At 67.1% G+C, this 22,521-nt stretch carries 35 protein-coding genes and 1 pseudogene; 2 read left to right on the forward strand and 34 right to left on the reverse strand.

The features are described from left to right. From AB0M27_RS33120 to AB0M27_RS33280, 33 genes and pseudogenes are all read right to left on the reverse strand, one after another. A pseudogene (locus tag AB0M27_RS33120) lies at nucleotides 1-182 on the reverse strand (DNA-directed RNA polymerase subunit alpha); the annotation flags it as partial. Nucleotides 183-336: 154 nt separating this feature from the next. Beyond that, complete coding sequence (gene rpsK / locus AB0M27_RS33125) at nucleotides 337-741, reverse strand: 30S ribosomal protein S11 (RefSeq protein ID WP_003956432.1); 405 nt, start codon at nucleotides 739-741, stop codon at nucleotides 337-339. A 65-nt stretch (nucleotides 742-806) separates the two neighbouring features. Next, nucleotides 807-1,187: a 30S ribosomal protein S13 gene (gene rpsM / locus AB0M27_RS33130; protein ID WP_023547369.1), complete on the reverse strand. Its 381-nt coding sequence runs from the start codon at nucleotides 1,185-1,187 to the stop codon at nucleotides 807-809. A gap of 188 nt (nucleotides 1,188-1,375) precedes the next feature. Next, on the reverse strand, nucleotides 1,376-1,489 hold the full coding sequence (gene rpmJ, locus AB0M27_RS33135) for a 50S ribosomal protein L36 (RefSeq protein WP_003998809.1): 114 nt from the start codon (nucleotides 1,487-1,489) through the stop codon (nucleotides 1,376-1,378). A gap of 59 nt (nucleotides 1,490-1,548) precedes the next feature. After that, nucleotides 1,549-1,770 carry a translation initiation factor IF-1 gene (gene infA / locus AB0M27_RS33140; protein WP_003948620.1) on the reverse strand — a complete coding sequence of 74 codons (222 nt, stop codon included), beginning with the start codon at nucleotides 1,768-1,770 and terminating at the stop codon, nucleotides 1,549-1,551. 147 nt (nucleotides 1,771-1,917) lie between these two features. Beyond that, the gene (map, locus tag AB0M27_RS33145) at nucleotides 1,918-2,754 is read right to left on the reverse strand and encodes a type I methionyl aminopeptidase (protein WP_365727261.1); all 837 of its coding nucleotides are present in this window, start codon (nucleotides 2,752-2,754) and stop codon (nucleotides 1,918-1,920) included. Nucleotides 2,755-2,855: 101 nt separating this feature from the next. Further along, complete coding sequence (locus tag AB0M27_RS33150; RefSeq protein ID WP_365727262.1) at nucleotides 2,856-3,518, reverse strand: adenylate kinase; 663 nt, start codon at nucleotides 3,516-3,518, stop codon at nucleotides 2,856-2,858. Next, on the reverse strand, nucleotides 3,518-4,831 hold the full coding sequence (gene secY, locus AB0M27_RS33155) for a preprotein translocase subunit SecY (protein ID WP_365727264.1): 1,314 nt from the start codon (nucleotides 4,829-4,831) through the stop codon (nucleotides 3,518-3,520). The genes AB0M27_RS33150 and secY overlap by 1 nt, the downstream gene beginning before the upstream one ends. Before the next feature lie 243 nt (nucleotides 4,832-5,074). Then, a complete protein-coding gene (gene rplO / locus AB0M27_RS33160) occupies nucleotides 5,075-5,530 on the reverse strand; it encodes a 50S ribosomal protein L15 (RefSeq protein ID WP_365332544.1) in 456 nt (151 codons plus the stop codon). Between the two features lie 2 nt (nucleotides 5,531-5,532). Continuing rightward, nucleotides 5,533-5,715 carry a 50S ribosomal protein L30 gene (rpmD, locus tag AB0M27_RS33165; RefSeq protein WP_003974250.1) on the reverse strand — a complete coding sequence of 61 codons (183 nt, stop codon included), beginning with the start codon at nucleotides 5,713-5,715 and terminating at the stop codon, nucleotides 5,533-5,535. Further along, nucleotides 5,715-6,320: a 30S ribosomal protein S5 gene (gene rpsE / locus AB0M27_RS33170; protein WP_009190144.1), complete on the reverse strand. Its 606-nt coding sequence runs from the start codon at nucleotides 6,318-6,320 to the stop codon at nucleotides 5,715-5,717. The genes rpmD and rpsE overlap by 1 nt, the downstream gene beginning before the upstream one ends. Nucleotides 6,321-6,357: 37 nt before the next feature. Further along, nucleotides 6,358-6,741: a 50S ribosomal protein L18 gene (gene rplR, locus AB0M27_RS33175; protein ID WP_365727266.1), complete on the reverse strand. Its 384-nt coding sequence runs from the start codon at nucleotides 6,739-6,741 to the stop codon at nucleotides 6,358-6,360. Nucleotides 6,742-6,744: 3 nt separating this feature from the next. Next, nucleotides 6,745-7,284, reverse strand: coding sequence for a 50S ribosomal protein L6 (gene rplF, locus AB0M27_RS33180; protein ID WP_153539274.1), 540 nt, complete (start codon nucleotides 7,282-7,284; stop codon nucleotides 6,745-6,747). 24 nt (nucleotides 7,285-7,308) lie between these two features. Next, nucleotides 7,309-7,707 carry a 30S ribosomal protein S8 gene (gene rpsH / locus AB0M27_RS33185; RefSeq protein WP_007384075.1) on the reverse strand — a complete coding sequence of 133 codons (399 nt, stop codon included), beginning with the start codon at nucleotides 7,705-7,707 and terminating at the stop codon, nucleotides 7,309-7,311. Nucleotides 7,708-7,923: 216 nt separating this feature from the next. Beyond that, nucleotides 7,924-8,109 (reverse strand): type Z 30S ribosomal protein S14, encoded by a 186-nt coding sequence (locus AB0M27_RS33190; RefSeq protein ID WP_003948630.1) that lies wholly within the window; start codon nucleotides 8,107-8,109, stop codon nucleotides 7,924-7,926. Between the two features lie 5 nt (nucleotides 8,110-8,114). After that, nucleotides 8,115-8,672, reverse strand: coding sequence for a 50S ribosomal protein L5 (rplE, locus tag AB0M27_RS33195; RefSeq protein ID WP_061920719.1), 558 nt, complete (start codon nucleotides 8,670-8,672; stop codon nucleotides 8,115-8,117). Next, complete coding sequence (rplX, locus tag AB0M27_RS33200) at nucleotides 8,672-8,995, reverse strand: 50S ribosomal protein L24 (protein ID WP_153539278.1); 324 nt, start codon at nucleotides 8,993-8,995, stop codon at nucleotides 8,672-8,674. The genes rplE and rplX overlap by 1 nt, the downstream gene beginning before the upstream one ends. Nucleotides 8,996-8,997: 2 nt before the next feature. After that, on the reverse strand, nucleotides 8,998-9,366 hold the full coding sequence (gene rplN / locus AB0M27_RS33205; protein ID WP_003998823.1) for a 50S ribosomal protein L14: 369 nt from the start codon (nucleotides 9,364-9,366) through the stop codon (nucleotides 8,998-9,000). A 98-nt stretch (nucleotides 9,367-9,464) separates the two neighbouring features. Beyond that, entirely contained in the window at nucleotides 9,465-9,749 is a 285-nt protein-coding gene (rpsQ, locus tag AB0M27_RS33210) for a 30S ribosomal protein S17 (protein WP_153539280.1), read from the reverse strand. After that, nucleotides 9,749-9,973, reverse strand: a complete 225-nt coding sequence (gene rpmC, locus AB0M27_RS33215; protein ID WP_007494763.1) for a 50S ribosomal protein L29 — start codon at nucleotides 9,971-9,973, stop codon at nucleotides 9,749-9,751. The genes rpsQ and rpmC overlap by 1 nt, the downstream gene beginning before the upstream one ends. Next, nucleotides 9,973-10,392, reverse strand: a complete 420-nt coding sequence (rplP, locus tag AB0M27_RS33220) for a 50S ribosomal protein L16 (protein ID WP_004927269.1) — start codon at nucleotides 10,390-10,392, stop codon at nucleotides 9,973-9,975. Before rplP ends, rpmC begins: the two co-directional genes overlap by 1 nt. Before the next feature lie 5 nt (nucleotides 10,393-10,397). After that, nucleotides 10,398-11,216 (reverse strand): 30S ribosomal protein S3, encoded by an 819-nt coding sequence (rpsC, locus tag AB0M27_RS33225; RefSeq protein ID WP_055706471.1) that lies wholly within the window; start codon nucleotides 11,214-11,216, stop codon nucleotides 10,398-10,400. Further along, on the reverse strand, nucleotides 11,216-11,563 hold the full coding sequence (rplV, locus tag AB0M27_RS33230; RefSeq protein WP_019329637.1) for a 50S ribosomal protein L22: 348 nt from the start codon (nucleotides 11,561-11,563) through the stop codon (nucleotides 11,216-11,218). The genes rpsC and rplV overlap by 1 nt, the downstream gene beginning before the upstream one ends. Before the next feature lie 43 nt (nucleotides 11,564-11,606). Beyond that, nucleotides 11,607-11,888: a 30S ribosomal protein S19 gene (gene rpsS, locus AB0M27_RS33235; protein ID WP_009190133.1), complete on the reverse strand. Its 282-nt coding sequence runs from the start codon at nucleotides 11,886-11,888 to the stop codon at nucleotides 11,607-11,609. A gap of 12 nt (nucleotides 11,889-11,900) precedes the next feature. Then, on the reverse strand, nucleotides 11,901-12,737 hold the full coding sequence (gene rplB / locus AB0M27_RS33240) for a 50S ribosomal protein L2 (protein ID WP_153539282.1): 837 nt from the start codon (nucleotides 12,735-12,737) through the stop codon (nucleotides 11,901-11,903). Between the two features lie 38 nt (nucleotides 12,738-12,775). Then, entirely contained in the window at nucleotides 12,776-13,195 is a 420-nt protein-coding gene (gene rplW / locus AB0M27_RS33245) for a 50S ribosomal protein L23 (protein ID WP_103812796.1), read from the reverse strand. Beyond that, nucleotides 13,195-13,848 carry a 50S ribosomal protein L4 gene (gene rplD, locus AB0M27_RS33250; protein ID WP_030641187.1) on the reverse strand — a complete coding sequence of 218 codons (654 nt, stop codon included), beginning with the start codon at nucleotides 13,846-13,848 and terminating at the stop codon, nucleotides 13,195-13,197. The genes rplW and rplD overlap by 1 nt, the downstream gene beginning before the upstream one ends. 8 nt (nucleotides 13,849-13,856) lie before the next feature. Next, nucleotides 13,857-14,501 (reverse strand): 50S ribosomal protein L3, encoded by a 645-nt coding sequence (gene rplC, locus AB0M27_RS33255; RefSeq protein WP_020135811.1) that lies wholly within the window; start codon nucleotides 14,499-14,501, stop codon nucleotides 13,857-13,859. Nucleotides 14,502-14,517: 16 nt separating this feature from the next. Continuing rightward, nucleotides 14,518-14,826, reverse strand: coding sequence for a 30S ribosomal protein S10 (rpsJ, locus tag AB0M27_RS33260; RefSeq protein ID WP_003948644.1), 309 nt, complete (start codon nucleotides 14,824-14,826; stop codon nucleotides 14,518-14,520). 465 nt (nucleotides 14,827-15,291) lie between these two features. After that, nucleotides 15,292-16,053 carry a hypothetical protein gene (locus AB0M27_RS33265; protein ID WP_365727271.1) on the reverse strand — a complete coding sequence of 254 codons (762 nt, stop codon included), beginning with the start codon at nucleotides 16,051-16,053 and terminating at the stop codon, nucleotides 15,292-15,294. A gap of 85 nt (nucleotides 16,054-16,138) precedes the next feature. Continuing rightward, nucleotides 16,139-16,822 (reverse strand): serine/arginine repetitive matrix protein 2, encoded by a 684-nt coding sequence (locus AB0M27_RS33270; RefSeq protein WP_365727273.1) that lies wholly within the window; start codon nucleotides 16,820-16,822, stop codon nucleotides 16,139-16,141. Between the two features lie 47 nt (nucleotides 16,823-16,869). Then, nucleotides 16,870-17,085, reverse strand: coding sequence for a hypothetical protein (locus tag AB0M27_RS33275; RefSeq protein WP_365727274.1), 216 nt, complete (start codon nucleotides 17,083-17,085; stop codon nucleotides 16,870-16,872). 34 nt (nucleotides 17,086-17,119) lie between these two features. Further along, entirely contained in the window at nucleotides 17,120-18,319 is a 1,200-nt protein-coding gene (locus tag AB0M27_RS33280; RefSeq protein ID WP_365727276.1) for a glycosyltransferase family 2 protein, read from the reverse strand. Between the two features lie 387 nt (nucleotides 18,320-18,706). Between AB0M27_RS33280 and AB0M27_RS33285 the strand changes: the two genes are divergently transcribed. After that, a complete protein-coding gene (locus tag AB0M27_RS33285) occupies nucleotides 18,707-20,128 on the forward strand; it encodes a cellulose binding domain-containing protein (protein WP_365727278.1) in 1,422 nt (473 codons plus the stop codon). Nucleotides 20,129-20,195: 67 nt separating this feature from the next. Then, nucleotides 20,196-21,203 (forward strand): hypothetical protein, encoded by a 1,008-nt coding sequence (locus AB0M27_RS33290; protein WP_365727279.1) that lies wholly within the window; start codon nucleotides 20,196-20,198, stop codon nucleotides 21,201-21,203. Nucleotides 21,204-21,292: 89 nt separating this feature from the next. Here the strand turns inward: AB0M27_RS33290 and tuf are convergent, their stop codons facing one another. Next, nucleotides 21,293-22,486 carry an elongation factor Tu gene (tuf, locus tag AB0M27_RS33295; protein WP_225824999.1) on the reverse strand — a complete coding sequence of 398 codons (1,194 nt, stop codon included), beginning with the start codon at nucleotides 22,484-22,486 and terminating at the stop codon, nucleotides 21,293-21,295. Between the last annotated feature and the right edge of the window lie 35 nt (nucleotides 22,487-22,521).

Consider the following 22,521-nt stretch of genomic DNA (forward strand, 5'->3'; position numbering starts at 1 on the left):
TGCAGGACACCGTCGATCCGGATCGAGGTGACGGCGGCACCCGGGATCGAGGACAGGAGGGTACGGCGGAGGGAGTTGCCGAGGGTGTAGCCGAAGCCCGGCTCCAGCGGCTCGATCACGAACCGGGAGCGGAACTCGTCGACGACCTCTTCGGTCAACGAGGGACGCTGAGCGATCAGCATGTGTGGATCAGATCCTTCATTCGTGGACGCCCGCTATTTGACGTCCTACGGAAACCGCACCCGTGAAAAGTGCGGGTACTGCAAGGGTACGGGCGGTACGACCCTTACGGAGCCGTACCGCCCGGAACCTACAACCAGACGAAGCTGCCAGGCGTCAGACGCGGCGGCGCTTCGGCGGACGGCAGCCGTTGTGCGGGGTCGGGGTGACGTCCTGGATGGAGCCGACCTCGAGGCCCGTGGCCTGCAGGGAGCGGATCGCGGTCTCACGACCGGAACCCGGGCCCTTCACGAACACGTCGACCTTGCGCATGCCGTGCTCCTGGGCGCGGCGGGCGGCCGACTCGGCGGCCATCTGCGCGGCGAACGGCGTGGACTTCCGGGAGCCCTTGAAGCCGACGTGGCCGGCGGAGGCCCAGGAGATCACGTTGCCGGACGGGTCCGTGATCGAGACGATCGTGTTGTTGAACGTGCTCTTGATGTGCGCGTGGCCGTGAGCGACGTTCTTCTTTTCCTTGCGGCGCACCTTCTTGGCAGCGCCCTGACGTCCCTTGGGGGGCATCTACTAACTCCTACGGGAGGTGGTCGGTCCTACAGCGAAGACCGTGGACAGGTGTCCGCTGCGGACTACTTCTTGCCCGGCTTCTTCTTGCCGGCGATGGCGCGACGCGGGCCCTTGCGGGTACGGGCGTTGGTGCTGGTGCGCTGACCGCGGACGGGCAGACCGCGACGGTGACGGAGACCCTGGTAGCAGCCGATCTCGACCTTGCGGCGGATGTCGGCCTGGATCTCGCGACGGAGGTCACCCTCGGTCTTGATGTTGTTGTCGACGTACTCGCGGATCGCGACCAGCTGCTCTTCGGTCAGGTCACGAACGCGGGTGTTCGGGTCGACGCCGGTCGCAGCCAGCGTCTCCTTCGAGAGGGTCCGGCCGATGCCGAACACGTAGGTGAGGGCGACCTCCACGCGCTTTTCGCGCGGGATGTCAACACCGGAAACGCGTGCCATTCAATGGCTCCTGGTGATCTTCGGAGGTCTTCCGCAGAACCGGCTCCCGGTCGCCGTACGAGGTACGAACCGGGTCCCCGGCCTCCGAACCGGGGGTGTCGAGCTGGATGGCTCGGGTTCTGCGTATGAACATATTCAGCTCGCGTCGCGCGAAACTCTGCGATGAATGCAGAGGGATCGGTCGTGCGTCAGCCCTGGCGCTGCTTGTGGCGCGGGTTCTCGCAGATGACCATGACCCGACCGTGACGGCGGATCACCCTGCACTTGTCGCAGATCTTCTTGACGCTCGGCTTGACCTTCATTGGATTGAGGTTCTCCGGGTCAGTGCCACCACCCCGCGCAAACGGGATGCGGGCAAGATCTACTTGTACCGGTAGACGATCCGGCCACGCGTCAGGTCGTAAGGAGACAGCTCCACCACGACCCGGTCGTCAGGGAGGATGCGGATGTAGTGCATACGCATCTTGCCGCTGATGTGTGCCAGGACCTGGTGGCCGTTCTGGAGCTCGACCTTGAACATCGCGTTCGGAAGAGACTCGACGACAGTGCCCTCGATCTCGATGGCACCTTGCTTCTTGGCCACGCTTCGCCCTTCGAATCGACTACCTTGATCGACTCACGTCACACTCACACGCATGCAGGCATGAGGGTGCACAAGAGCCGACGAGTCAGTCTACGTCGGCGCATCGTGAAAGGCGAATCGAGAAAGTCTGCCCCACGCGGGAGATCACTATGCCAGCGGATCGGGTGCGGCGGTGATGCCGTACTCGGCGAGCTTGGCCTTGCCGCCGTCGGGGGCGGTGAGGACCAGGGGCCCCTTTGCCGTCAGCGCGACCGAGTGCTCCCAGTGCGAGGACCAGGTGCCGTCGGTCGTGATGACCGTCCAGTCGTCGGAGAGGACCTCGGTGCGCGGGGTGCCGAGGGAGACCATCGGCTCGATCGCGAGGCAGAAGCCGGGCACCAGCTTGGGGCCCTTGCCGCGGCGCCGGTCCACGTAGTTCAGCAGATGCGGGTCCATGTGCATCTCGGTGCCGATGCCATGGCCGCCGTAGTCCTCGATGATCCCGTACTTGCCGCCGCCCGGCTTCGGCTGGCGGCGGATGTACGTCTCGACCGCGCGGGAGATGTCCACCAGCCGGTTGCCCTGCTTCATGGCCGCGATGCCGGCCCACATCGACTCCTCCGTCACCCGGGAGAGCTCGATCAGCTCCGGAGTGTGACCGGAGCCCACGAACGCCGTGTAGGCCGCGTCGCCGTGCCAGCCGTCGACGATCGCGCCGCAGTCGATGGAGATGATGTCGCCGTCCTTGAGGACGACCTCGTCGGAGGGGATGCCGTGGACGACGACGTCGTTCACGGACGTGCAGATGGTCGCGGGGAAACCGCCGTACCCCAGGAAGTTCGACTTGGCGCCGTGCTCGGCGAGGACCTTGCGGGCGACCTCGTCCAGGTCCTTGGTGGAGGCTCCGGGCACCGCGGCCTCACGGGTGGCCGCGTGGATGGCGGCTACGACCAGGCCCGCCGCACGCATCTTCGCGATCTGCTCGGGCGTCTTGATCTGCACCATGGGGGGCCTGCGCTCTCCGTCACTCACATCGGCTGGGATATCTGTACAACACTACGGCCGCGGCACCCGGGGAGGGCACCGCGGCCGGAGGAGCCGGGATCCTAGCTCTCGGCCTTCTCACGCTTCAGAGCCTCCAGCGCCCGCTGCGTGATCTCGTCCACGGGGCCCAGGGCGGAGATCGTCACGACCAGGCCCTGCGCCTTGTAGTAGTCGATGATCGGCTCGGTCTGCGTGTGGTAGACCTCCAGCCGCGTGCGGACGGTGTCCTCTGAGTCGTCGTCGCGCTGGTACAGCTCACCGCCGCAGACGTCGCACACGCCGTCCTTCTTCGGCGGGCTGTACGTCACGTGGAACACGTGCGAGGAGTCGTTGCGGCAGATGCGCCGGCCGGCGATCCGCTTGACGACCTCGTCCTCCGGGACCTCCAGGTCCAAAACGGCGTCCAGGGTGATGTCCTCGGTCTCCAGCAGCTGGTCCAGCGCCTCGGCCTGCGACACGTTGCGCGGGAAGCCGTCCAGCAGGAAGCCCTTCTCGGCGTCCGGCTGCTCCATGCGGTCCTTGGCCATGGCGATGGTGACCTCGTCGGGTACGAGGTTGCCGGCGTCCATGTAGGACTTCGCGAGCTTGCCCAGCTCGGTCTGCTGGCTGATGTTGGCCCGGAACAGGTCGCCCGTGGAGATGTGCGGGATGGCCAGCTTCTCGGCGAGGCGGACGGCTTGCGTTCCCTTACCGGCACCCGGCGGCCCGACGAGGACGATACGCATCAGCGGAGGAACCCTTCGTAATTGCGCTGCTGGAGCTGGCTCTCGATCTGCTTCACCGTCTCGAGACCGACACCCACGATGATCAGGATGCTGGTTCCGCCGAACGGGAAGTTGTTCGTCGCCCCGAACCCGACCAACGCCATTGTTGGCACGAGAGCAATCAGACCCAGATACAGCGAACCCGGCCAGGTGATCCGGTTGAGCACGTAGCTGAGGTACTCAGCGGTCGGTCGGCCAGCCCGGATGCCCGGGATGAAGCCACCATACTTCTTCATGTTGTCGGCGACTTCCTCGGGGTTGAAGGAGATCGCCACGTAGAAGAACGCGAAGAAAACGATGAGCAAGAAGTACGAAGTGATGTAAATCGGGTGGTCGCCCTTGGTGAGGTTCTGCTCGACCCAGGTCTTCCAGCCCGACTTGCCCCCCGCGAACTGCGCCACGAGCGCCGGGATGTAGAGCAGCGAGGAGGCGAAGATGACCGGAATCACACCGGCCTGGTTCACCTTGAGCGGGATGTACGTGGACGTACCACCGTAGGAACGGCGGCCGATCATGCGCTTCGCGTACTGCACCGGGATGCGGCGCTGGGCCTGCTCGACGAAGACGACGAGCGCGACCATGACCAGGCCGACCAGGATGACGGTGCCGAACTCGATCCAGCCGCCGGCCAGGGTGCCCTGCTTCTTGATGGCCCACAGCGCGGACGGGAAGGTCGCGGCGATCGAGATGAACATCAGGATCGACATGCCGTTGCCGATGCCGCGGTCGGTGATCAGCTCACCGAGCCACATCACGACGCAGGTACCGGCGGTCATGCAGACGACCATCGTGATGGTCGTGAAGATCCCCTGGTTCGAGACGATGCTCTGGGCCTCCGAGCAGCCGCTGAACAGCCGTCCGGTGCGGGCGGTGGCGACCAGGCCGGTGCCCTGCAGGATGGCGAGGGCCACCGTCAGATAACGGGTGTACTGCGTGATCTTCGCCGTACCGGCCTGACCCTCCTTCTTGAGGGCTTCCAGGCGCGGGATGACCACGGTCAGCAGCTGAAGGATGATGCTGGCCGTGATGTAGGGCATGATGCCGAGCGCGAAGACCGTGATCTGCAGCAGCGCACCACCGCTGAACATGTTCACGAGGCCGAACAGGCCCTGGTTGGCCCCGGCCTCGGTCACACACTTCTGGACGGCCTTGTAGTTGACGCCGGGGATCGGGATGTGGGTACCGAGCCGGTAGACCACGATGATGGCCAGCGTGAAGAGCAGCTTCTTGCGCAGGTCGGGCGTCTTGAACGCCCGGGCGAACGCGGTGAGCACGGTGCCTCCTGCGACCCCCGCGCAACTGCGTCAAGGGTGACGGTCTTGAGGTTCGACGGATACAGACGAATTACTAACGGTCAACTGCCGATCAGAGTGCCCCATGGGAAGCACCCGTGAAAGTAGGCAGTGCTGGCCACCTTACCGGCGAGAGCACCGCCCTTGGAACGACCGACCGGGGATACCCCTTTTGTGGAGTATCCCCGGTCGGGATCGTTCACGTCATCGAGGGACCTGAGGAACTCAGACCAGCTCGGTGACCGTACCGCCGGCGGCGGCGATCTTCTCCTTGGCGGAGCCGGAGACGGCGTCGACCGTCACCTGCAGCGCCACGGAGACCTCGCCCTGGCCGAGGACCTTGACGAGGCTGTTCTTGCGAACGGCACCCTTGGCCACCAGGCCCTCGACCGTGACCTCGCCACCCTCGGGGTAGAGCGCGGCCAGCTTGTCGAGGTTCACGACCTGGTACTCGGTCTTGAACGGGTTCTTGAAGCCCTTCAGCTTCGGGAGGCGCATGTGCAGCGGCATCTGGCCACCCTCGAAGCGCTCCGGAACCTGGTAGCGGGCCTTGGTGCCCTTGGTACCACGACCGGCCGTCTTACCCTTCGACGCCTCACCACGACCCACACGGGTCTTGGCGGTCTTGGCGCCCGGGGCGGGACGGAGGTTGTGGATCTTCAGCGGGTTCTGCTCCGCCATGATCAGTCGACCTCCTCGACCGTCACGAGGTGGCGGACGGTGTGCACCATGCCGCGGAACTCGGGGCGGTCCTCCTTGACGACCTGCGTGTTGATGCCCTTGAGACCAAGGGAGCGCAGGGTGTCACGGTGGTTCTGCTTGCTGCCGATGTAGGACTTGACCTGCGTGATCTTCAGCTGAGCCATCACGCACCCGCCCCGGCACGAGCACGCAGCAGAGCCGCGGGGGCGACGTCCTCCAGGGGCAGACCACGGCGGGCCGCGATCTCCTCGGGACGCTGCAGACCCTTCAGGGCCTCCACGGTCGCGTGCACGATGTTGATGGCGTTGTCGGAGCCGAGCGACTTCGACAGCACGTCGTGGATGCCGGCGCACTCGAGCACGGCACGCACCGGGCCACCGGCGATAACACCGGTACCGGGGGACGCGGGCTTGAGCAGCACGACGCCGGCAGCCTTCTCACCCTGGATGGGGTGGGGGATGGTGCCCTGGATCCGGGGGACCTTGAAGAAGTGCTTCTTGGCCTCCTCAACACCCTTGGCGATGGCGGCCGGCACCTCCTTGGCCTTGCCGTATCCGACACCCACGGTGCCGTCACCGTCGCCCACCACGACCAGCGCGGTGAAGCTGAAGCGACGACCACCCTTCACAACCTTGGCGACGCGGTTGATCGCGACGACGCGCTCAACGTACGCGGTCTTCTCGGCGGCAGCAGCGCCGCCGTCACGGCCCTTCCGGTCCCGCCGCTCGCCGCCACCGGCACCGCCACCGCGGCGCTGGGGTCCAGCCATTGGATTTACCTCTCTCTTTTCCGCTAGCTACGGCGGCTCAGAACCTGAGCCCGGCCTCGCGGGCGGCGTCCGCCAGGGCGGCGATGCGCCCGGCGTACTGGTTGCCACCACGGTCGAACACGACGGCCTCGACACCGGCGGCCTTGGCACGCTCGGCGACCAGGGCGCCGACCTGCTTGGCCTGCGCGGACTTGTCGGACTCGCCACCACGGATCGAAGCGTCCAGGGTGGACGCCGACGCCAGGGTGTGGCCCTTCAAGTCGTCGATCACCTGCGCCACGATGTGGCGGTTGGAGCGGGTCACGACCAGACGGGGACGCTCCGCCGTACCGGAAAGAGTCTTGCGGATCCGGATGTGACGGCGCTTGATCGCGGCGCGCTTGTAGGCGTCGCCCTTGAGGATCTTCTGCCCGTATGCCATGGCTTACTTACCCGCCTTTCCGACCTTGCGGCGGATGACTTCGCCCTCGTACTTGACGCCCTTGGCCTTGTACGGGTCGGGCTTGCGCAGCTTGCGGATGTTGGCCGCAACCTCGCCGACCTTCTGCTTGTCGATGCCCTCGACCGAGAAACGGGTCGGGGTCTCCACCTTGAAGGAGATGCCCTCGGGGGCCTCGACCAGGATCGGGTGGCTGTAACCGAGAGCGAACTCCAGGTTCGAACCCTTGGCGGTCACTCGGTAACCGACACCGCTGATCTCGAGCTTCTTCACGTAACCCTGGGTCACGCCGGTGATCATGTTCGCCACCAGCGTGCGGGAGAGGCCGTGCAGGGCCTTGCTCTGACGCTCGTCGTTCGGGCGGGTCACCTGCAGGGTGCCGTCCTCGCCCTTAGCGATGTCGATCGGAGCCGCGACGGTATGGGTCAGCGAGCCCTTGGGGCCCTTGACCGAGACCGTACGGCCGTCGATGGTGACGTCCACGCCGGCGGGAACCGCGATGGGGAGCTTGCCGATGCGCGACATAGCTGTTTCCTCCGTTCCCTTCTGCTACCAGACGTAGGCGAGGACTTCCCCACCCACGCCCTTCTTGCCGGCCTGCTTGTCGGTGAGGAGCCCGTGCGACGTGGAGATGATCGCCACGCCGAGGCCGCCCAGCACCTTCGGCAGGTTGGTGGACTTCGCGTACACCCGGAGACCGGGCTTGGAGATCCGCTTGATGCCCGCGATGGAGCGCTCACGGTTCGGGCCGAACTTCAGCTCGAGAACGAGGTTCTTGCCGACCTCGGCGTCCTCGACCTTCCAGCCCGTGATGAAGCCCTCCTGCTGGAGGATCTCCGCGATGTGCGACTTGATCTTGGACGCCGGCATCGTCACGGAGTCGTGGTACGCCGAGTTCGCGTTCCGCAGACGCGTCAGCATGTCTGCGATCGGATCAGTCATGGTCATGAATTGGCCTGTGGCCTTTCTCGCCGGGGTTTCCTATATGCGCCATCCCTCTCCCCGTACTTCTGCAGACGGGACGGGTGCGGTGCGGGGACCTACGGCGTAGTAAGTCGATCCAGGGCGGCAGAGGCCCAACCCTCCTAGCCTAAGCCATGAGGAGGTGGGCCTCCGCCGACCCAGTTGCTTACCGAGAGGTCCAGGAATCCCGAATTACCGGGATTACCAGGAGCTCTTGGTCACGCCCGGCAGCTCGCCACGGTGAGCCATCTCACGAAGGCACACGCGGCAGAGGCCGAACTTGCGGTACACGGAGTGCGGACGGCCGCAGCGCTGGCAGCGCGTGTAGCCACGCACACCGAACTTGGGCTTGCGAGCAGCCTTGGCAATCAGAGCCTTCTTCGCCATCTCGCTCACGCCTCCTTGAACGGGAAGCCGAGGTGACGAAGGAGCGCGCGGCCCTCAGCGTCGTTGGTCGCCGTGGTCACCACGGTGATGTCCATACCCCGGGTACGGTCGATCTTGTCCTGGTCGATCTCGTGGAACATGACCTGCTCCGTGAGACCGAAGGTGTAGTTGCCACGGCCGTCGAACTGCTTGGGGGACAGGCCACGGAAGTCGCGGATGCGCGGCAGCGCGAGCGACAGGGTGCGGTCCAGGAACTCCCACATGCGGTCGCCACGGAGCGTGACGTGGGCACCGATCGGCTGACCCTCACGCAGCTTGAACTGCGCGATGGACTTGCGGGCCTTGGTGACGGCCGGCTTCTGACCGGTGATCGTGGTGAGGTCGCGGATGGCGCCCTCGATCAGCTTGGAGTCGCGGGCGGCGTCGCCCACACCCATGTTGACCACGATCTTGACGAGGCCGGGAACCTGCATGACGTTCTCGTACTTGAACTCGTCACGCAGCTTGCCCGCGATCTCCTCGCGGTACTTCTGCTTCAGACGCGGAGTGGTGGTGGTAGCCATCAGATGTCCTCACCCGTCCGCTTGGCAACGCGGATCTTGTTGCCCTCTTCGTCGAAGCGGTAGCCGACACGCGTGACGACCTTGTTGCCGTCCTTCTCCACGACCAGCTGAACGTTGGACACGTGGATCGGGGCCTCGGTGGTCACGATGCCGCCGGCCTGGGAACCGCTGGCGGTCGGGCCGGCCTTGGTGTGCTTCTTGACCCGGTTGACACCCTCGACCAGAACACGGTCCTCGCGGGGGTAGGCCGCGATGACCTTGCCCTGCTTGCCCTTGTCCTTGCCGGTGATGACCTGGACCAGGTCGCCCTTCTTGATCTTCATGCTTACAGCACCTCCGGCGCGAGCGAGATGATCTTCATGAACTTCTTCTCGCGCAGCTCACGGCCGACCGGGCCGAAGATGCGGGTGCCGCGAGGGTCGCCGTCGTTCTTCAGAATGACGGCGGCGTTCTCGTCGAAACGGATGTACGAGCCGTCCGGACGGCGGCGCTCCTTGACGGTGCGAACGATGACCGCCTTGACGACGTCACCCTTCTTCACGTTGCCACCGGGGATCGCGTCCTTGACGGTGGCGACGATGACGTCACCGATGCCCGCGTAGCGGCGACCGGAGCCACCGAGCACACGGATGCAAAGGATCTCCTTCGCACCAGTGTTGTCGGCGACACGCAGCCGCGACTCCTGCTGGATCACGTCTATCTCCTGTTTGTCTGCCGGTTCCCGGCAGGGGTTCCGTTACGGAACCCCTGCCGAGCCTGGCGGAACTGACCTGCGGGTTTGCCCCGCAGGAATTACTTGGCCTTCTCGAGGATCTCGACGACGCGCCAGCGCTTCGTCGCGGACAGCGGCCGGGTCTCCATGAGGAGGACGCGGTCGCCGACACCCGCGGCGTTCTGCTCGTCGTGCGCCTTGAGCTTGTTGGTACGGCGGATGACCTTGCCGTACAGCGCGTGCTTCACGCGGTCCTCGACGGCGACGACGACGGTCTTGTCCATCTTGTCGCTGACGACGAGACCCTCACGGGTCTTGCGGAAACCGCGCGCCTCGGTGTTCTCAGTCACGTTCTTCTCGCTCATCAGGCGTTCTCCACCGTCTCGATGCCGAGCTCACGCTCACGCATGAGGGTGTAGATCCGGGCGATGTCCTTGCGGACCGCCTTGAGACGGCCGTGGTTCTCGAGCTGCCCGGTCGCCGCCTGGAAGCGGAGGTTGAACAGCTCTTCCTTGGCCTCGCGAAGCTTCGCCAGAAGCTCCTCGTTGCCCAGCTCGCGCAGCTCGGACGCCTTGGTACCGGCCGACATCACGCTTCACCTGCCTCGCGCTTGACGATCCGGCACTTCATCGGCAGCTTGTGGGCCGCACGGGTCAGCGCCTCACGGGCGATCTTCTCGTTGGGGTAGGACAGCTCGAACATCACCCGACCCGGGTGAACGTTCGCGATCCACCACTCCGGCGAACCCTTACCGGAACCCATGCGGGTCTCGGCAGGCTTCTTGGTGAGGGGACGGTCCGGGTAGATGTTGATCCAGACCTTGCCGCCACGCTTGATGTGACGGGTCATCGCGATACGAGCCGCCTCGATCTGGCGGTTGGTCACATACGCCGGCGTGAGGGCCTGGATGCCGTACTCGCCGAACGCAACCGTCGTGCCGCCCTTGGCCTGACCACGGCGCTTCGGGTGGTGCTGCTTGCGGTGCTTGACCCTACGGGGGATCAGCATGTCGGTCAGGCCTCCGTTCCGGTGCTCTCAGCCGGAGCGGCGGGGGCCTCGGCCTTGGGGGCCTCGGCACCGGCAGCCTGCTGCGGCTTGCGACCGCGCCGCTCTCCACCGCGGCCACCACGGGCCGGGCGGTCGGCGCCACCGCGGGCCGGGCGGTTACCCGCACGGGCGGCAGCGTTCTCGGCGCGGACCTCGGCGATGTTCTTCACGTCGCCCTTGTAGATCCAGACCTTCACACCGATGCGGCCGAAGGTCGTCTTGGCCTCGAAGAAGCCGTAGTCCACGTTCGCGCGGAGCGTGTGCAGGGGCACGCGGCCCTCGCGGTAGAACTCCGAGCGGGACATCTCGGCGCCGCCGAGGCGGCCACCGCACTGGATCTTGATGCCCTTGGCGCCGGCCTTCATCGCCGACTGCATGCTCTTGCGCATGGCACGGCGGAAGGAGACGCGGGAGGACAGCTGCTCGGCGACGGCCTGGGCCACCAGCTGAGCGTCCGTCTCCGGGTTCTTGACCTCGAGGATGTTCAGCTGGACCTGCTTGCCGGTCAGCTTCTCCAGGTCACCGCGGATGCGGTCGGCCTCGGCGCCACGGCGGCCGATGACGATGCCCGGGCGAGCGGTGTGGATGTCCACGCGGACGCGGTCACGGGTGCGCTCGATCTCAACCTTCGAGATACCGGCGCGCTCCATGCCGGACGTCATCATCCGACGGATGGCGACGTCTTCCTTGACGTAGTCCTTGTACAGCTTGTCGGCGTACCACCGGGACTTGAAGTCCGTGGTGACACCGAGCCGGAACCCATGCGGGTTAACCTTCTGGCCCATTACCGGGTTCCTTCCTTGCTGCTGACGACCACGGTGATGTGGCTGGTCCGCTTGCGGATCCGGTAGGCACGGCCCTGAGCACGCGGACGGAACCGCTTCAGGGTCGGACCCTCGTCGACGTACGCCTCGGAGATGTAGAGGCTGTCGGCGTCGGTGTGGTCGTAGTTGTGCGCGGCGTTGGCGATGGCGCTGTCGAGCACCTTGCCGACCGGCACGGAGGCTGCCTGCGGAGCGAATCGCAGAACAGCCTGGGCCTCCGTGGCGTCCATGCCACGGATGAGGTCCACCACGCGGCGGGCCTTCATGGGCGTGACGCGGATGTACCGCGCCTGGGCCCTGGCTTCCATGGTTGTCCCTTCAGTTACTTACGTGTCTGAATGCGATCCGCTACTAGCGGCGCTTCGACTTCCGGTCTTCCTTGACGTGGCCCCGGAAGGTGCGGGTCGGCGAGAACTCGCCGAGCTTGTGGCCGACCATCGACTCGGTGACGAACACCGGGATGTGGGTCTTGCCGTTGTGCACCGCGATCGTGTGGCCGAGCATGGCCGGGACGATCATCGAGCGACGGGACCAGGTCTTGATGACGTTCTTGGTACCGGCTTCGTTCTGGACGTCCACCTTCTTGATCAGGTGGTCGTCGACGAAGGGTCCCTTCTTCAAGCTACGAGGCATCTCAACCCGTCCTTAGCGCTTCTTGTTCGTCTTGCGGCGGCGGACGATGTACTTGTTCGACGCCTTCTTGGGCGAACGAGTACGGCCTTCCTTCTTGCCCCACGGGGACACAGGGTGGCGACCACCGGAGGTCCGGCCCTCACCACCACCGTGCGGGTGGTCAACCGGGTTCATCACGACACCACGGACGGTCGGGCGGACGCCCAGCCACCGCTTACGGCCGGCCTTACCCCAGTTGATGTTGCTCTGCTCGGCGTTGCCGACCTCGCCGACGGTGGCGCGGCAGCGGACGTCGACCAGGCGGATCTCTCCGGACGGCATGCGGAGGTGGGCCATGGAGCCCTCCTTCGCGAGCAGCTGCACGGAGGCACCGGCGGAGCGGGCGAACTTGGCACCGCCACCGGGACGGAGCTCGATCGCGTGGATCGTGGTACCGACCGGGATGTTGCGGAGGGCCAGGTTGTTGCCCGGCTTGATGTCGGCCCCGGGACCGTTCTCCACGGTGTCGCCCTGCTGCAGGTTGCGCGGGGCGAGGATGTAGCGCTTCTCGCCGTCGGCGTAGTGCAGCAGCGCGATGCGCGCGGTGCGGTTGGGGTCGTACTCGATGTGCGCGACCTTCGCCGGCACGCCGTCCTTGTCGTGACGACGGAAGTCGATCACACGGTAGGCGCGCTTGTGTCCGCCACCCTGGTGGCGAACGGTCACACGACCGGCGTTGTTACGGCCGCCCTTGCTGTGCAGGGGGCGGACCAGCGACTTCTCCGGCGTGGACCGCGTGACCTCGACGAAGTCGGCGACGCTGGCGCCACGACGGCCCGGCGTAGTCGGCTTGTACTTGCGGATTCCCATTTCTCAGTCCTCGTCCGATATCGGACGATCCGACCCGCTTACGCGGTCGGACCGCCGAAGATGTCGATACGGTCGCCCTCGGCGAGGGTCACGATCGCGCGCTTGGTGCCCGCGCGCTGGCCGAAGCCGGTGCGGGTCCGCTTGCGCTTGCCCTGGCGGTTGATCGTGTTGACCCCGGTGACCTTGACGTCGAAGACCGCCTGGACGGCCTGCTTGATCTGGGTCTTGTTGGCGTTCGGGTCGACGATGAACGTGTACTTGTTCTCGTCGAGGAGCGCGTAGCTCTTCTCGGAGACGACCGGCTTCAGCAGGACGTCACGGGGGTCCGTGTACGACTTGCTCAGCGGGGTCTCGACGGTGTTCTTGCCCTCGGCGGCGTGACGGCGCGCCTTGGCGACGCGCGCGGCCTTGGCGGCCTTGGCGGCCTTCGAGGCGATAGCGGGGTGACGGATGGCCATCAGACCTCGCTCCCTTCGGTGTCGTTGGCCTTCGGGCCGGCGACGAAGGACTCGAAAGCGGCCTGGGTGAAGACCACGTCGTCCGAGACGAGAACGTCGTACGTGTTCAGCTGGCCCGGCTCCAGGATGTGGACCTGGGGCAGGTTGCGGGCGGACAGCCACGCGGCCTCGTCGGCGCGGTCGACGACCAGGAGCAGGTTCTTGCGCTCCGAGATCTTGCCGAACAGCGACTTGGCGGCCTTGGTGCTGGGGGTCTCGCCCTCGACCACGCCGGAGACGACGTGGATGCGGTTGTGACGCGCCCGGTCGGTGAGGGCACCGCGCAGGGCGGCGGCCTTCATCTTCTTCGGGGTGCGCTGCGAGTAGTCGCGCGGCACGGGACCGTGCACGACGCCACCACCGGCGAACTGCGGCGCGCGGGTCGAACCCTGACGGGCGCGACCGGTGCCCTTCTGGCGGTACGGCTTCTTGCCGCCACCACGGACCTCGCCACGGGTCTTCGTCTTGTGCGTGCCCTGGCGGGCAGCGGCCAGCTGCGCGACGACGACCTGGTGGATCAGCGGAACGCTGACCTTGGCGTCGAAGATCTCCGCGGGGAGCTCGACGGAACCGGCCTTGTCGCCCGCCGGCGAAAGGATGTCAACAGTGCTCATCGGTTACCTCAGGCCCCCTTGGCCGCGGTGCGGACCAGGACGAGGCCGCCGTTCGGACCGGGAACCGCGCCCTTGATGAGCAGCAGACCCTTCTCCGCGTCAACGGCGTGGACGGTCAGGTTCTGGGTGGTGACCCGCTCGTTGCCCATGCGACCCGCCATGCGGAGGCCCTTGAACACGCGGCCCGGGGTGGCGCAGCCACCGATGGAACCGGGCGAGCGGTGCTTGCGCTGGGTGCCGTGTCCGGCGCCGAGGCCCTTGAAGTTGTGACGCTTCATGACACCGGCGAAGCCCTTGCCCTTGCTCTTGCCGGTCACGTCGACCTTGATGCCGGCCTCGAACACCTCAGCGGTGATCTCCTGGCCGAGCGTGTACTCGGAGGCGTCCGCGGTGCGGATCTCGACGAGGTGACGACGGGGGGTGACGTCGGCCTTGGCGAAGTGACCCTTGAGGGGCTTGTTCACCTTGCGCGGGTCGATCTCGCCGAAAGCGATCTGGACGGACTCGTAGCCGTCGACATCGTTCGTACGGACCTGGGTGACGACGTTGGGGCCGGCCTTGACGACGGTGACCGGAACAACGCGGTTGTTCTCGTCCCACACCTGCGTCATGCCGAGCTTCTCGCCCAGGATGCCCTTGATCTGCTTAGCCATTCTCAGCCCACCAGCCTCAGAGCTTGATCTCGATGTCGACACCGGCCGGCAGGTCGAGTCGCATCAGAGAGTCAACGGTCTTGGGGGTCGGGTCGAGAATGTCGATCAGGCGCTTGTGCGTGCGCATCTCGAAGTGCTCGCGCGAGTCCTTGTACTTGTGCGGCGACTTGATGACGCAGTACACGTTCTTCTCAGTGGGCAGCGGCACCGGGCCCGCGACCGACGCACCAGTGCGGGTCACCGTCTCGACGATCTTCTTCGCCGAGGAGTCGATGACCTCGTGGTCGTAGGCCTTGAGCCGGATGCGGATCTTCTGTCCCGCCATGGCTACTCAGTAGTCCTGTCTCTCTTACGCTCTGGAACCCGGCGGATTCCTTCTGCTGCCGTCGTTTCTCCGACCCACGCGGTCGGGCGTGTCGCGCTCCCGCTGACACAGATGTCCCTTGTTCGAACATCCCTGCGGGAATGCGCACGGCCCTTCCGGAACCGCGGACCGGGGACCTCGGGCCCACCGGGCGCCTGGCCGGTGCCGCGCCCACACTTCCCGGAAGATTCCCGTACGTCCGCCCCAGTGCTGCCGTGGTGGCAGTTAGGGCGACGAGTACTGTGGGACTCGCTTCCGGTCCTCCCGGCGGGAGGCGCGCAGCATCAACACTCGACCGAGCAACTCGGACAGTCTGCCATATGGGGCCGGGCGGATGCCAATCGAGCCGGAGAGAATACCCCGGGGGTGACGTAGGTCAAACCGGGGGCGGGACCTCCCCGAGGACGCCCCGCCTGCCCGGCTTCACTACCGGGTCATCATCCGTACGTCGCTGCAGCCGCGCTGTTCCGCCTCGTGGTCTGCGAAGGCCCGCAGGGCGGAGCGGGCGAACGAGGCGGAGTAGTTCGGGACCGGGTAGGTGTCGGTGTCCCTGTCGTACAGGTGGTACAGCACGAACACCGCCTGCTGCGCGGACCGCGGGCACGTCGCGGTGGCCCAGGCGTAGTCGCGGCCACTGTGGGTGGGGCCGTAGCCCTCCTTGAGCCGATCGCCCTCGCTGGTCAGGAAGTCCTTGGCAGCGGCGCCGTAATAGGCGTAAAGGCCATGGCCCGGCTTCTTCGCCTTCGTGACCAGATAGCAGTTGGTCTGCGGTGCGTCCGGGTCCGCCGGGTACTCCATGACCGCGGGCGTGCCGTTCTGTACCGCGTCCGTTCCACGCAGCGCGGCGCGTGATCCCTGAGCCTGCGGCAGCGGCTTCGCCGTGTCGGGCGTGCCGAGCCGTGCGGTGGACAGGCCGGTGAGCTGCTTGCCGGCCTTCACCTGGCAGCCGTGCTTCTCGGCTGCCTTCTCGGCGGTCTCGGTGGTCACCCGGCCGAGACCGGTCAGGGTCGTGCCGTTCGATGTGCCGAGCAGATCCCCGTAGGCGACCAGGGTCTTGTTCTCCTGGTTGATGCAGTCCAGCGCGACCATGACCTGGTAGGTGCCGCCCTCGTACCTGACGACACCGGACCAGCCGTGGCCGAGGGGCGCCGCGTGCTCCGAGGACCCCCGCCAAGCCCCACGGGGCACGTATCAGACCGTCGTGCGCGGCGAGCGCGTCCACGTCGTGCAGATCACCTGCCTGGGGCGGTGAGCCAACGGCTTCCGAGACGCGCTAGGCCACCGGCCCGACCGGGGGCCACGGTGCAGGCCCGGAAGGCGGTGGGCCCCACTGCGGTGGAGGGGCCGACGCGGCGGCCAGGCGGCGGCGGTGGCGGCCGCGTCGTACGCCGGTGACGACGGCGATGGTCGCGGACACGGCGAGCGCGGCGAGGAAGCAGGCGATCCCCGCCGCGATGCTGCCGATCGTGGCCCCCACCCGGGGCTTGTCCCCCAGCGCGAACTCGGCCGGCAGCGCCGCCGAGTTGCAGGTGAGCGTGTAGTCGCCGGTGCTGCCGGGGCGCACCTCGAGGACGCGGTCCCAGGTGTGGGTCCCGACGGTGATGCGGAAGGTGCTGCTCGGCTGGGTCATCGACCCGGACCGCATGTCCGGGATCCGGCAGACGACATGGCCCGGACCGGGCTGGGAGACGTAGATCGCCTTGGTCTTCCCCTGGACGAAGTGGAACGTCCGCGAGTCACCGCTGGAGAAGCTGTGGGCGGTGTCGATCGAGTCCACGGTGTCCTTCACCGTCACCACGATGAAGGCGACGCCGACACCCGCCAGTACCAGCCCCAGCAGCCCGGCCACCACGTACCAGATGCGCCGAGGCCGCAGGTCCTTCGCCGGAATGTTCGGCGGTGGAGGCGGCGGACCGCCGTACGGGGGTCCCCACGGGTACGGATTCTGTATCGCCACGATGGCGCATCGTACGGCAGCCGCGTCCGGCTCACGGGAGCACGGGCTCAGCCCGAGGTGACCCGCCGGGAGCGGATCCGTCCGTTGGCCGCCCGCCGGTCCATGCGGCGACGGCGGACGGACGCCAGGTAGGTGACCAGCGACACGGCGACGATCGTGACGGTGATGGCCAGCACCACCTGGTCGAGGGTCGCCACCTTGGTCACGGCGTAGGCGACGCCCGCGAGCACCGCGCACGCCCCCAGACCCTTGAGGGTGTTCATCTCTCTCCCTGATCTGCTTCCCGGAAGCCCGGGTCTACTTCCATGCGGAAACGCGGGTCACGTAGGACTTCACGATGGACGAGATGAGCCAGTAGGCCCGCACGATCGTGTACACCAGCTCGGGGATCAGCACGGCCTCGACGAGCATCGCCTTCCAGCCGAGGTTCCGCACCCGCAGGGCGGGATAGATGATCCAGAAGGCGAAGAGCGCCCAGAGGAGCGGCTGGTGGTAGAAGCCGTACTCGGCGAGCAGGACGAGTTGCCGCGAACCCCAGCCGATGATGTACGCGAAGCCGACCAGGCCCATGACGATGGTGCTGATGGAGTGCCAGGTGAACTTCGTCCAGCCCCGCCGGCGCAGGGTGTCCACGGTGCCCCGGCTCCACCGCTCGCGCTGCTGGATCAGCTCGCGCAGCGTCGGCATGAGGTCGGTGTAGGCGACGCAGAGCTGGTTGGCGGTGACCTTCCAGCCGGACTCCTTGAGGGCCAGTGTGGTCTCGTAGTCCTCGACCAGGTTCCGGTGGTCCTCCCAGAAGACCTCGCCCCGCCAGTCGACCAGGCCTTGCAGAGCCTCGGCCCGGTAGAAGGAGCCGGCACCCGACATGGTGTGCACGTCCCTGCGGAAGCGCGCGTTGGCGGCCCGGCCGTATTCGATGATCTGCATGCCCAGCAGATACCGCTGCCACGGGTTGCGCCACAGGTCGGTGCGGCCGAGGCAGGCGGCGCTGACGCCGCCGAGTTCCGGGTCGGACGCGATGACGTTGCGGGCCCGCTCGATGAACCTCGGGTGCAGTTCGGTGTCGGCGTCCATGACGAGCACGTGCCGGACCCGGTTGTCCAGCCGGCCTCCGACGGCCTCCCGCAGCCAACGGAGGCCGAAGTTCAGCGCGCCCGCCTTCTTGTGCGGGTTGTTGTCGAAGGTCAGGACGACGGTCAGCGGCGTGTCCTCGTCGTCGGCGAACCGGCGCGCGTACTCCTCGGTGCGGTCGGTCGAGTTGTTGACCACCACGACGATGAGGTCGGGCCGCCGGGTCTGCGCGGCCAGGGACTCCAGGGAGGTGAGAACCCCGGCCTCCTCGTTCCGCGCCGGGACGAGGACGACGGTCTCGTAGACCAGCCCGCTCGGCGACTCGGCGCCGTTCGACTCGACGCGCGAGACGCGGCCTCTTCGGTGTCTGCTGCGCGGCGCACCCCGCGATGCAACGCGCGCACGGCGCGCCGTTGTACCGGCCACTTGCTGATCCCCACCCCTTGCCTGCACACAGCGCCCCCCGCTGTGCCTATGGCTGAAAACTCCTCTGGAAAATAGCGCACGCGGGACAGCTCGCCCCATGGCGATCAGGTGATCGCCGCCTGCCCGCCGCACCCGCGCATGGATCTCAGCCCCTCCTGGCCGGGCCGGTTTGCCCGATAAAGCTGCACCAAGGTTGGACACTGGGGACAATTGGGCAGGTGATGCGACACGAAGTGAAGTGAGGAACGCCACACGGTGGTGAATGAACAGAGCCGGACTATGGAGCGTCTAAGAGAGCTTGGCTAGGCTGCCGATAATGTTCAGCCACAGATTCAGGGAGCATCGCGTCGGCTCGACCGGTCGCTCACGCCTCGCCGGGAAGTCTTCGTGAGCCGTCGTCGTCGCACCTCTTCCCACCGCATACGGAACACCGTCGTATCCCTGCTCTCGGTGAGCCTCCTCGCTGCGGGCGGCACCGCGCTCTACTCGCTGTGGCGACCCTCCGGCCACGACTCCCCGGTCCTGACGGTGCGTTACCGCACCGGCGACCGCGCGACGACCGACGTGGCCCGACCGTGGCTGGAAGTCATCAACACATCAGGCAGGACAGTGGACTTGCGCGACGTGACGCTCAGGTACTACTACGCGGACGCCGACGGCTCCGCCTACGCCTCGAACTGCGTCCAGACCGCCCTCGGTTGCTCGCGGCTCACCCTGAGAACGCGGTCGGCCGACGCCCGGGCACCCGGCGCCGACCACTACCTCCAGGTCGGCTTCACCGCCGCGGCCGGCAGCCTGGCCCCCGGCAAGAGCACCCAGGGCATCGGGCTCCAGCTGTACCGCGTCGACCACCAGGCGCTCCATCAGGGGAACGACCACTCGTTCGACGCCACGGACACCACGTACACGCCCTCCTCGCGCGTGACCGCATACGTCCGCGGCAACCGCGTCTGGGGCGAGGATCCGGGCGGCGACACCCAGGCGCGGGGCCGGCAGACCTCCGTCGCCCCCGCACCGCCCGATGGCATTCTCTTCGACGACTTCCAGTACACCGGGCCACGCGATCCCGCGCTCGCCGCCCATGGCTGGGAAGCCCGCGGCGGCCAGGGCGGGCCGGGGGTGCGGGACTCATGGTCGCCGCAGGGCGTCAGCTTCCCCGCGGCCAGGGCCGGGGCGGGGAATCAGGCCCTCCAGCTGCAGGCCACTACGGACGGGACCGCGCACGGCACCCGGCAGGCCGAGTTCCACCGCACCGAACCGGCCGTCCGCACTGGCACGCTCGTCGCCCGGGTGCACTTCAGCGATACACCGACGAGCGGCAGCGACGGCGACCATGTCGCCCAGTCGTTCTTCACGATCTCGCCGGACCACGCGTCGCGGAAGTACAGCGAACTCGACTACGAGTACACACCCAACGGCGGATGGGGCCGGTTCGGTCCCCGGCTCGACACCACGAGCTGGCGCAGCAGTGTGCAGGGAGACCGCGTCACGAGTTCCCACCCGGTGAAACTCGACGGCTGGCACACCATGGTGATCACCACGGTGGACGGGGCGACCACCTACTCGGTTGACGGCCAGGAGCTGTTCACGAGCGGCAGCCGCTACGGCCCGCGCGAGCCCATGACCGTCAACTTCAGCACCTGGTTCATCGACCTCCCGTTCAAGGGCGCGCCGCGCACCTGGGACATGCAGGTCGACTGGCTGTACTACCAGTCCGGCAAGACCGTCACGGCGGGGACCGCGCGGAAGGCCGTGGCCGGTTTCGCCGCCGCCGGTGTCCCTTACGTCAACACGCTCTCCAGCCGGTGAACGCCGGGCGCTCTCGAAACCGCCCCGGCCCGGTCGTGTGGTCAGAACGGCCCAGTAGCCTCCGGGCATGACCCGAACGACTCCGCCGCGGCCGCTCGACGTCACCGCCGCCTTCCCCGAGCTCGCCCCGCTCGCCCGCTCCGCCGTACGCCTCCATCCCCGCGCCGGCGCGCCCACCACGGCGGACAGCTCCGTCGGCGGGCCCCTGCTGTGGCCGGCCGGGGAGCCGTGGCCGACCTGTCCCGAGCATGCCGGACCCTGGCAGCACGGTGTGGTGCCGGAGGACGTGCATGTCGCCCGGCGTGTCCTGCACGAAGCCTGGGCCCGGCCGCGTGCCGAGGGTGCCGATCTGCTGAGCGAGGAGGAGCACGCGCTGGTCGACCGTGGGACCAAGGGGTCCCGGATCGCCCTGGACGGGCCGGTGCCGCTGGTGCCGGTCGCACAGATACGCGCCGCCGATGTGCCCTCGCTGCCCCGGCCCGACGGCACCGATGTGCTGCAGGTGCTGTGGTGCGCCTTCGACCATCCCGAGGACGGGCACGTACCGAGGGTCGAGTTGCGCTGGCGCCGGGCCGCCGACGTCGTCAGCCCTCTCGCCACTCCCCCACGGCCCGCGGTGATCGGCAGCGCCGACTATCTGCCCGAGCCGTGCGTGCTGCACCCGGAGACCGTCGTCGAGTACCCCGCACCGCACGAGCTGCCGGAGGAGCTGGCGGACCGGATCCAGGACTGGGAGGAGGAGATGGGCGAGGAGTCCGAGGTCTGTTATCAGTACGACCTGGCCGTCGCCCCAGGGTGGAAGCTCGGTGGGCACGCGCCCTGGAGCTTCTCCGATCCCTTCCCGATGGCGTGCGCCGAGTGCGGCGCCGGGGTACGGCCCCTGCTCACCGTCGACGGCACCGAGTGGGACGGCGGCAGCGGCAGCTGGCGGCCGGTGGAGGACGCCGGGTACACGGGCTATCACTCCCTCGGACCGGCGTGTGACACGGAGATCACCATCGGCCGGGGCTACACCCTCCAGGTGTACGTGTGCGTGGCGTCGTACGACCATCCGCCGGTGCAGAACATGCAGTGACCGTTCCCCGAAAAGCCGAAGAGGCCCGTACGACCGAAGTCGTACGGGCCTCCCCTTGGGTCAGTCAGTGACCTTCAAGCAAGCGGAACTTACTTGACGATCTTGGTGACCTGGCCGGCGCCCACGGTACGGCCACCCTCACGGATGGCGAACTTCAGGCCCTCCTCCATGGCGACGGGCTGGATGAGGTCCACCTTCATCTCGGTGTTGTCACCCGGCATGACCATCTCGGTGCCCTCGGGGAGGGTCACCACGCCGGTCACGTCCGTCGTACGGAAGTAGAACTGCGGGCGGTAGTTGTTGAAGAACGGCGTGTGGCGGCCACCCTCGTCCTTGGACAGGATGTAGGCCTGGGCCTCGAACTCGGTGTGCGGGGTGACCGAGCCCGGCTTGATGATGACCTGGCCGCGCTCGACGTCCTCGCGCTTGATGCCGCGGAGCAGCAGACCGACGTTCTCACCGGCCTGGCCCTCGTCGAGCAGCTTGCGGAACATCTCGATGCCGGTGACCGTGGTGGAGGTCTTCTCGGTCTTGATGCCGATGATGTCGACGGTCTCGTTGACCTTCAGGACACCACGCTCGATACGGCCGGTGACGACCGTACCGCGACCGGTGATCGTGAAGACGTCCTCGATCGGCATCAGGAACGGCTTGTCGACGTCGCGCTCCGGCTGCGGGATGGACTCGTCGACGGCGTTCATCAGGTTGAGGACGGAGTCCACCCACTCCTTCTCGCCCTCGAGGGCCTTGAGAGCGGAGACCTTGACGACCGGAACGTCGTCGCCGGGGAACTCGTACTCGGAGAGGAGCTCACGGACCTCGAGCTCGACGAGCTCCAGGATCTCCTCGTCGTCCACCATGTCGGCCTTGTTCAGGGCGACCACGATGTACGGAACGCCGACCTGGCGGGCCAGGAGCACGTGCTCCTTGGTCTGCGGCATCGGGCCGTCGGTCGCGGCGACCACCAGGATCGCGCCGTCCATCTGGGCGGCACCGGTGATCATGTTCTTGATGTAGTCCGCGTGACCCGGGCAGTCGACGTGGGCGTAGTGACGCGCCTCGGTCTGGTACTCGACGTGCGCGATGGAGATGGTGATACCGCGCTGGCGCTCCTCGGGCGCCTTGTCGATGTTGTCGAACGGGGTGGCCTCGTTCAGGTCCGGGTACGCGTCGTGCAGCACCTTGGTAATGGCGGCCGTGAGGGTCGTCTTACCGTGGTCGATGTGACCGATGGTGCCGATGTTGACGTGCGGCTTAGTCCGCTCGAACTTCGCCTTCGCCACTGGGGTCCTCCTGTGGAGTGGTTCTGTACGCCTTA

Source organism: Streptomyces sp. NPDC052107 (assembly GCF_040680215.1).
Taxonomy (GTDB): Bacteria; Actinomycetota; Actinomycetes; order Streptomycetales; family Streptomycetaceae; genus Streptomyces.

Excerpts from the sequence above, each read along its gene's own strand:
- rplV (WP_019329637.1), bottom strand. The coding sequence starts at position 11,563 with ATGGAAGCCAGGGCCCAGGCGCGGTACATCCGCGTCACGCCCATGAAG.
- AB0M27_RS33275 (WP_365727274.1), bottom strand. The coding sequence starts at position 17,085 with ATGAACACCCTCAAGGGTCTGGGGGCGTGCGCGGTGCTCGCGGGCGTC.
- rpsQ (WP_153539280.1), bottom strand. The coding sequence starts at position 9,749 with ATGAGCGAGAAGAACGTGACTGAGAACACCGAGGCGCGCGGTTTCCGC.
- AB0M27_RS33190 (WP_003948630.1), bottom strand. The coding sequence starts at position 8,109 with ATGGCGAAGAAGGCTCTGATTGCCAAGGCTGCTCGCAAGCCCAAGTTC.
- map (WP_365727261.1), bottom strand. The coding sequence starts at position 2,754 with ATGGTGCAGATCAAGACGCCCGAGCAGATCGCGAAGATGCGTGCGGCG.
- rplC (WP_020135811.1), bottom strand. The coding sequence starts at position 14,501 with ATGGCTAAGCAGATCAAGGGCATCCTGGGCGAGAAGCTCGGCATGACG.
- rplR (WP_365727266.1), bottom strand. The coding sequence starts at position 6,741 with ATGGCATACGGGCAGAAGATCCTCAAGGGCGACGCCTACAAGCGCGCC.
- rpsK (WP_003956432.1), bottom strand. The coding sequence starts at position 741 with ATGCCCCCCAAGGGACGTCAGGGCGCTGCCAAGAAGGTGCGCCGCAAG.
- AB0M27_RS33290 (WP_365727279.1), top strand. The coding sequence starts at position 20,196 with ATGACCCGAACGACTCCGCCGCGGCCGCTCGACGTCACCGCCGCCTTC.
- rplF (WP_153539274.1), bottom strand. The coding sequence starts at position 7,284 with ATGTCGCGCATCGGCAAGCTCCCCATCGCGGTTCCCGCCGGCGTGGAC.
- rpsE (WP_009190144.1), bottom strand. The coding sequence starts at position 6,320 with ATGGCTGGACCCCAGCGCCGCGGTGGCGGTGCCGGTGGCGGCGAGCGG.
- rpsM (WP_023547369.1), bottom strand. The coding sequence starts at position 1,187 with ATGGCACGCGTTTCCGGTGTTGACATCCCGCGCGAAAAGCGCGTGGAG.
- rplE (WP_061920719.1), bottom strand. The coding sequence starts at position 8,672 with ATGGCTACCACCACCACTCCGCGTCTGAAGCAGAAGTACCGCGAGGAG.
- rpmC (WP_007494763.1), bottom strand. The coding sequence starts at position 9,973 with ATGTCGGCCGGTACCAAGGCGTCCGAGCTGCGCGAGCTGGGCAACGAG.
- rplP (WP_004927269.1), bottom strand. The coding sequence starts at position 10,392 with ATGCTGATCCCCCGTAGGGTCAAGCACCGCAAGCAGCACCACCCGAAG.
- rplO (WP_365332544.1), bottom strand. The coding sequence starts at position 5,530 with ATGGCGGAGCAGAACCCGCTGAAGATCCACAACCTCCGTCCCGCCCCG.
- rpsS (WP_009190133.1), bottom strand. The coding sequence starts at position 11,888 with ATGCCTCGTAGCTTGAAGAAGGGACCCTTCGTCGACGACCACCTGATC.
- rplW (WP_103812796.1), bottom strand. The coding sequence starts at position 13,195 with ATGGCCATCCGTCACCCCGCTATCGCCTCGAAGGCCGCCAAGGCCGCC.
- rpsJ (WP_003948644.1), bottom strand. The coding sequence starts at position 14,826 with ATGGCGGGACAGAAGATCCGCATCCGGCTCAAGGCCTACGACCACGAG.
- rplB (WP_153539282.1), bottom strand. The coding sequence starts at position 12,737 with ATGGGAATCCGCAAGTACAAGCCGACTACGCCGGGCCGTCGTGGCGCC.
- AB0M27_RS33150 (WP_365727262.1), bottom strand. The coding sequence starts at position 3,518 with ATGCGTATCGTCCTCGTCGGGCCGCCGGGTGCCGGTAAGGGAACGCAA.
- rpmJ (WP_003998809.1), bottom strand. The coding sequence starts at position 1,489 with ATGAAGGTCAAGCCGAGCGTCAAGAAGATCTGCGACAAGTGCAGGGTG.
- rpmD (WP_003974250.1), bottom strand. The coding sequence starts at position 5,715 with ATGGCTCAGCTGAAGATCACGCAGGTCAAGTCCTACATCGGCAGCAAG.
- rplD (WP_030641187.1), bottom strand. The coding sequence starts at position 13,848 with ATGAGCACTGTTGACATCCTTTCGCCGGCGGGCGACAAGGCCGGTTCC.
- rpsH (WP_007384075.1), bottom strand. The coding sequence starts at position 7,707 with ATGACCATGACTGATCCGATCGCAGACATGCTGACGCGTCTGCGGAAC.
- rpsC (WP_055706471.1), bottom strand. The coding sequence starts at position 11,216 with ATGGGCCAGAAGGTTAACCCGCATGGGTTCCGGCTCGGTGTCACCACG.
- rplX (WP_153539278.1), bottom strand. The coding sequence starts at position 8,995 with ATGAAGATCAAGAAGGGCGACCTGGTCCAGGTCATCACCGGCAAGGAC.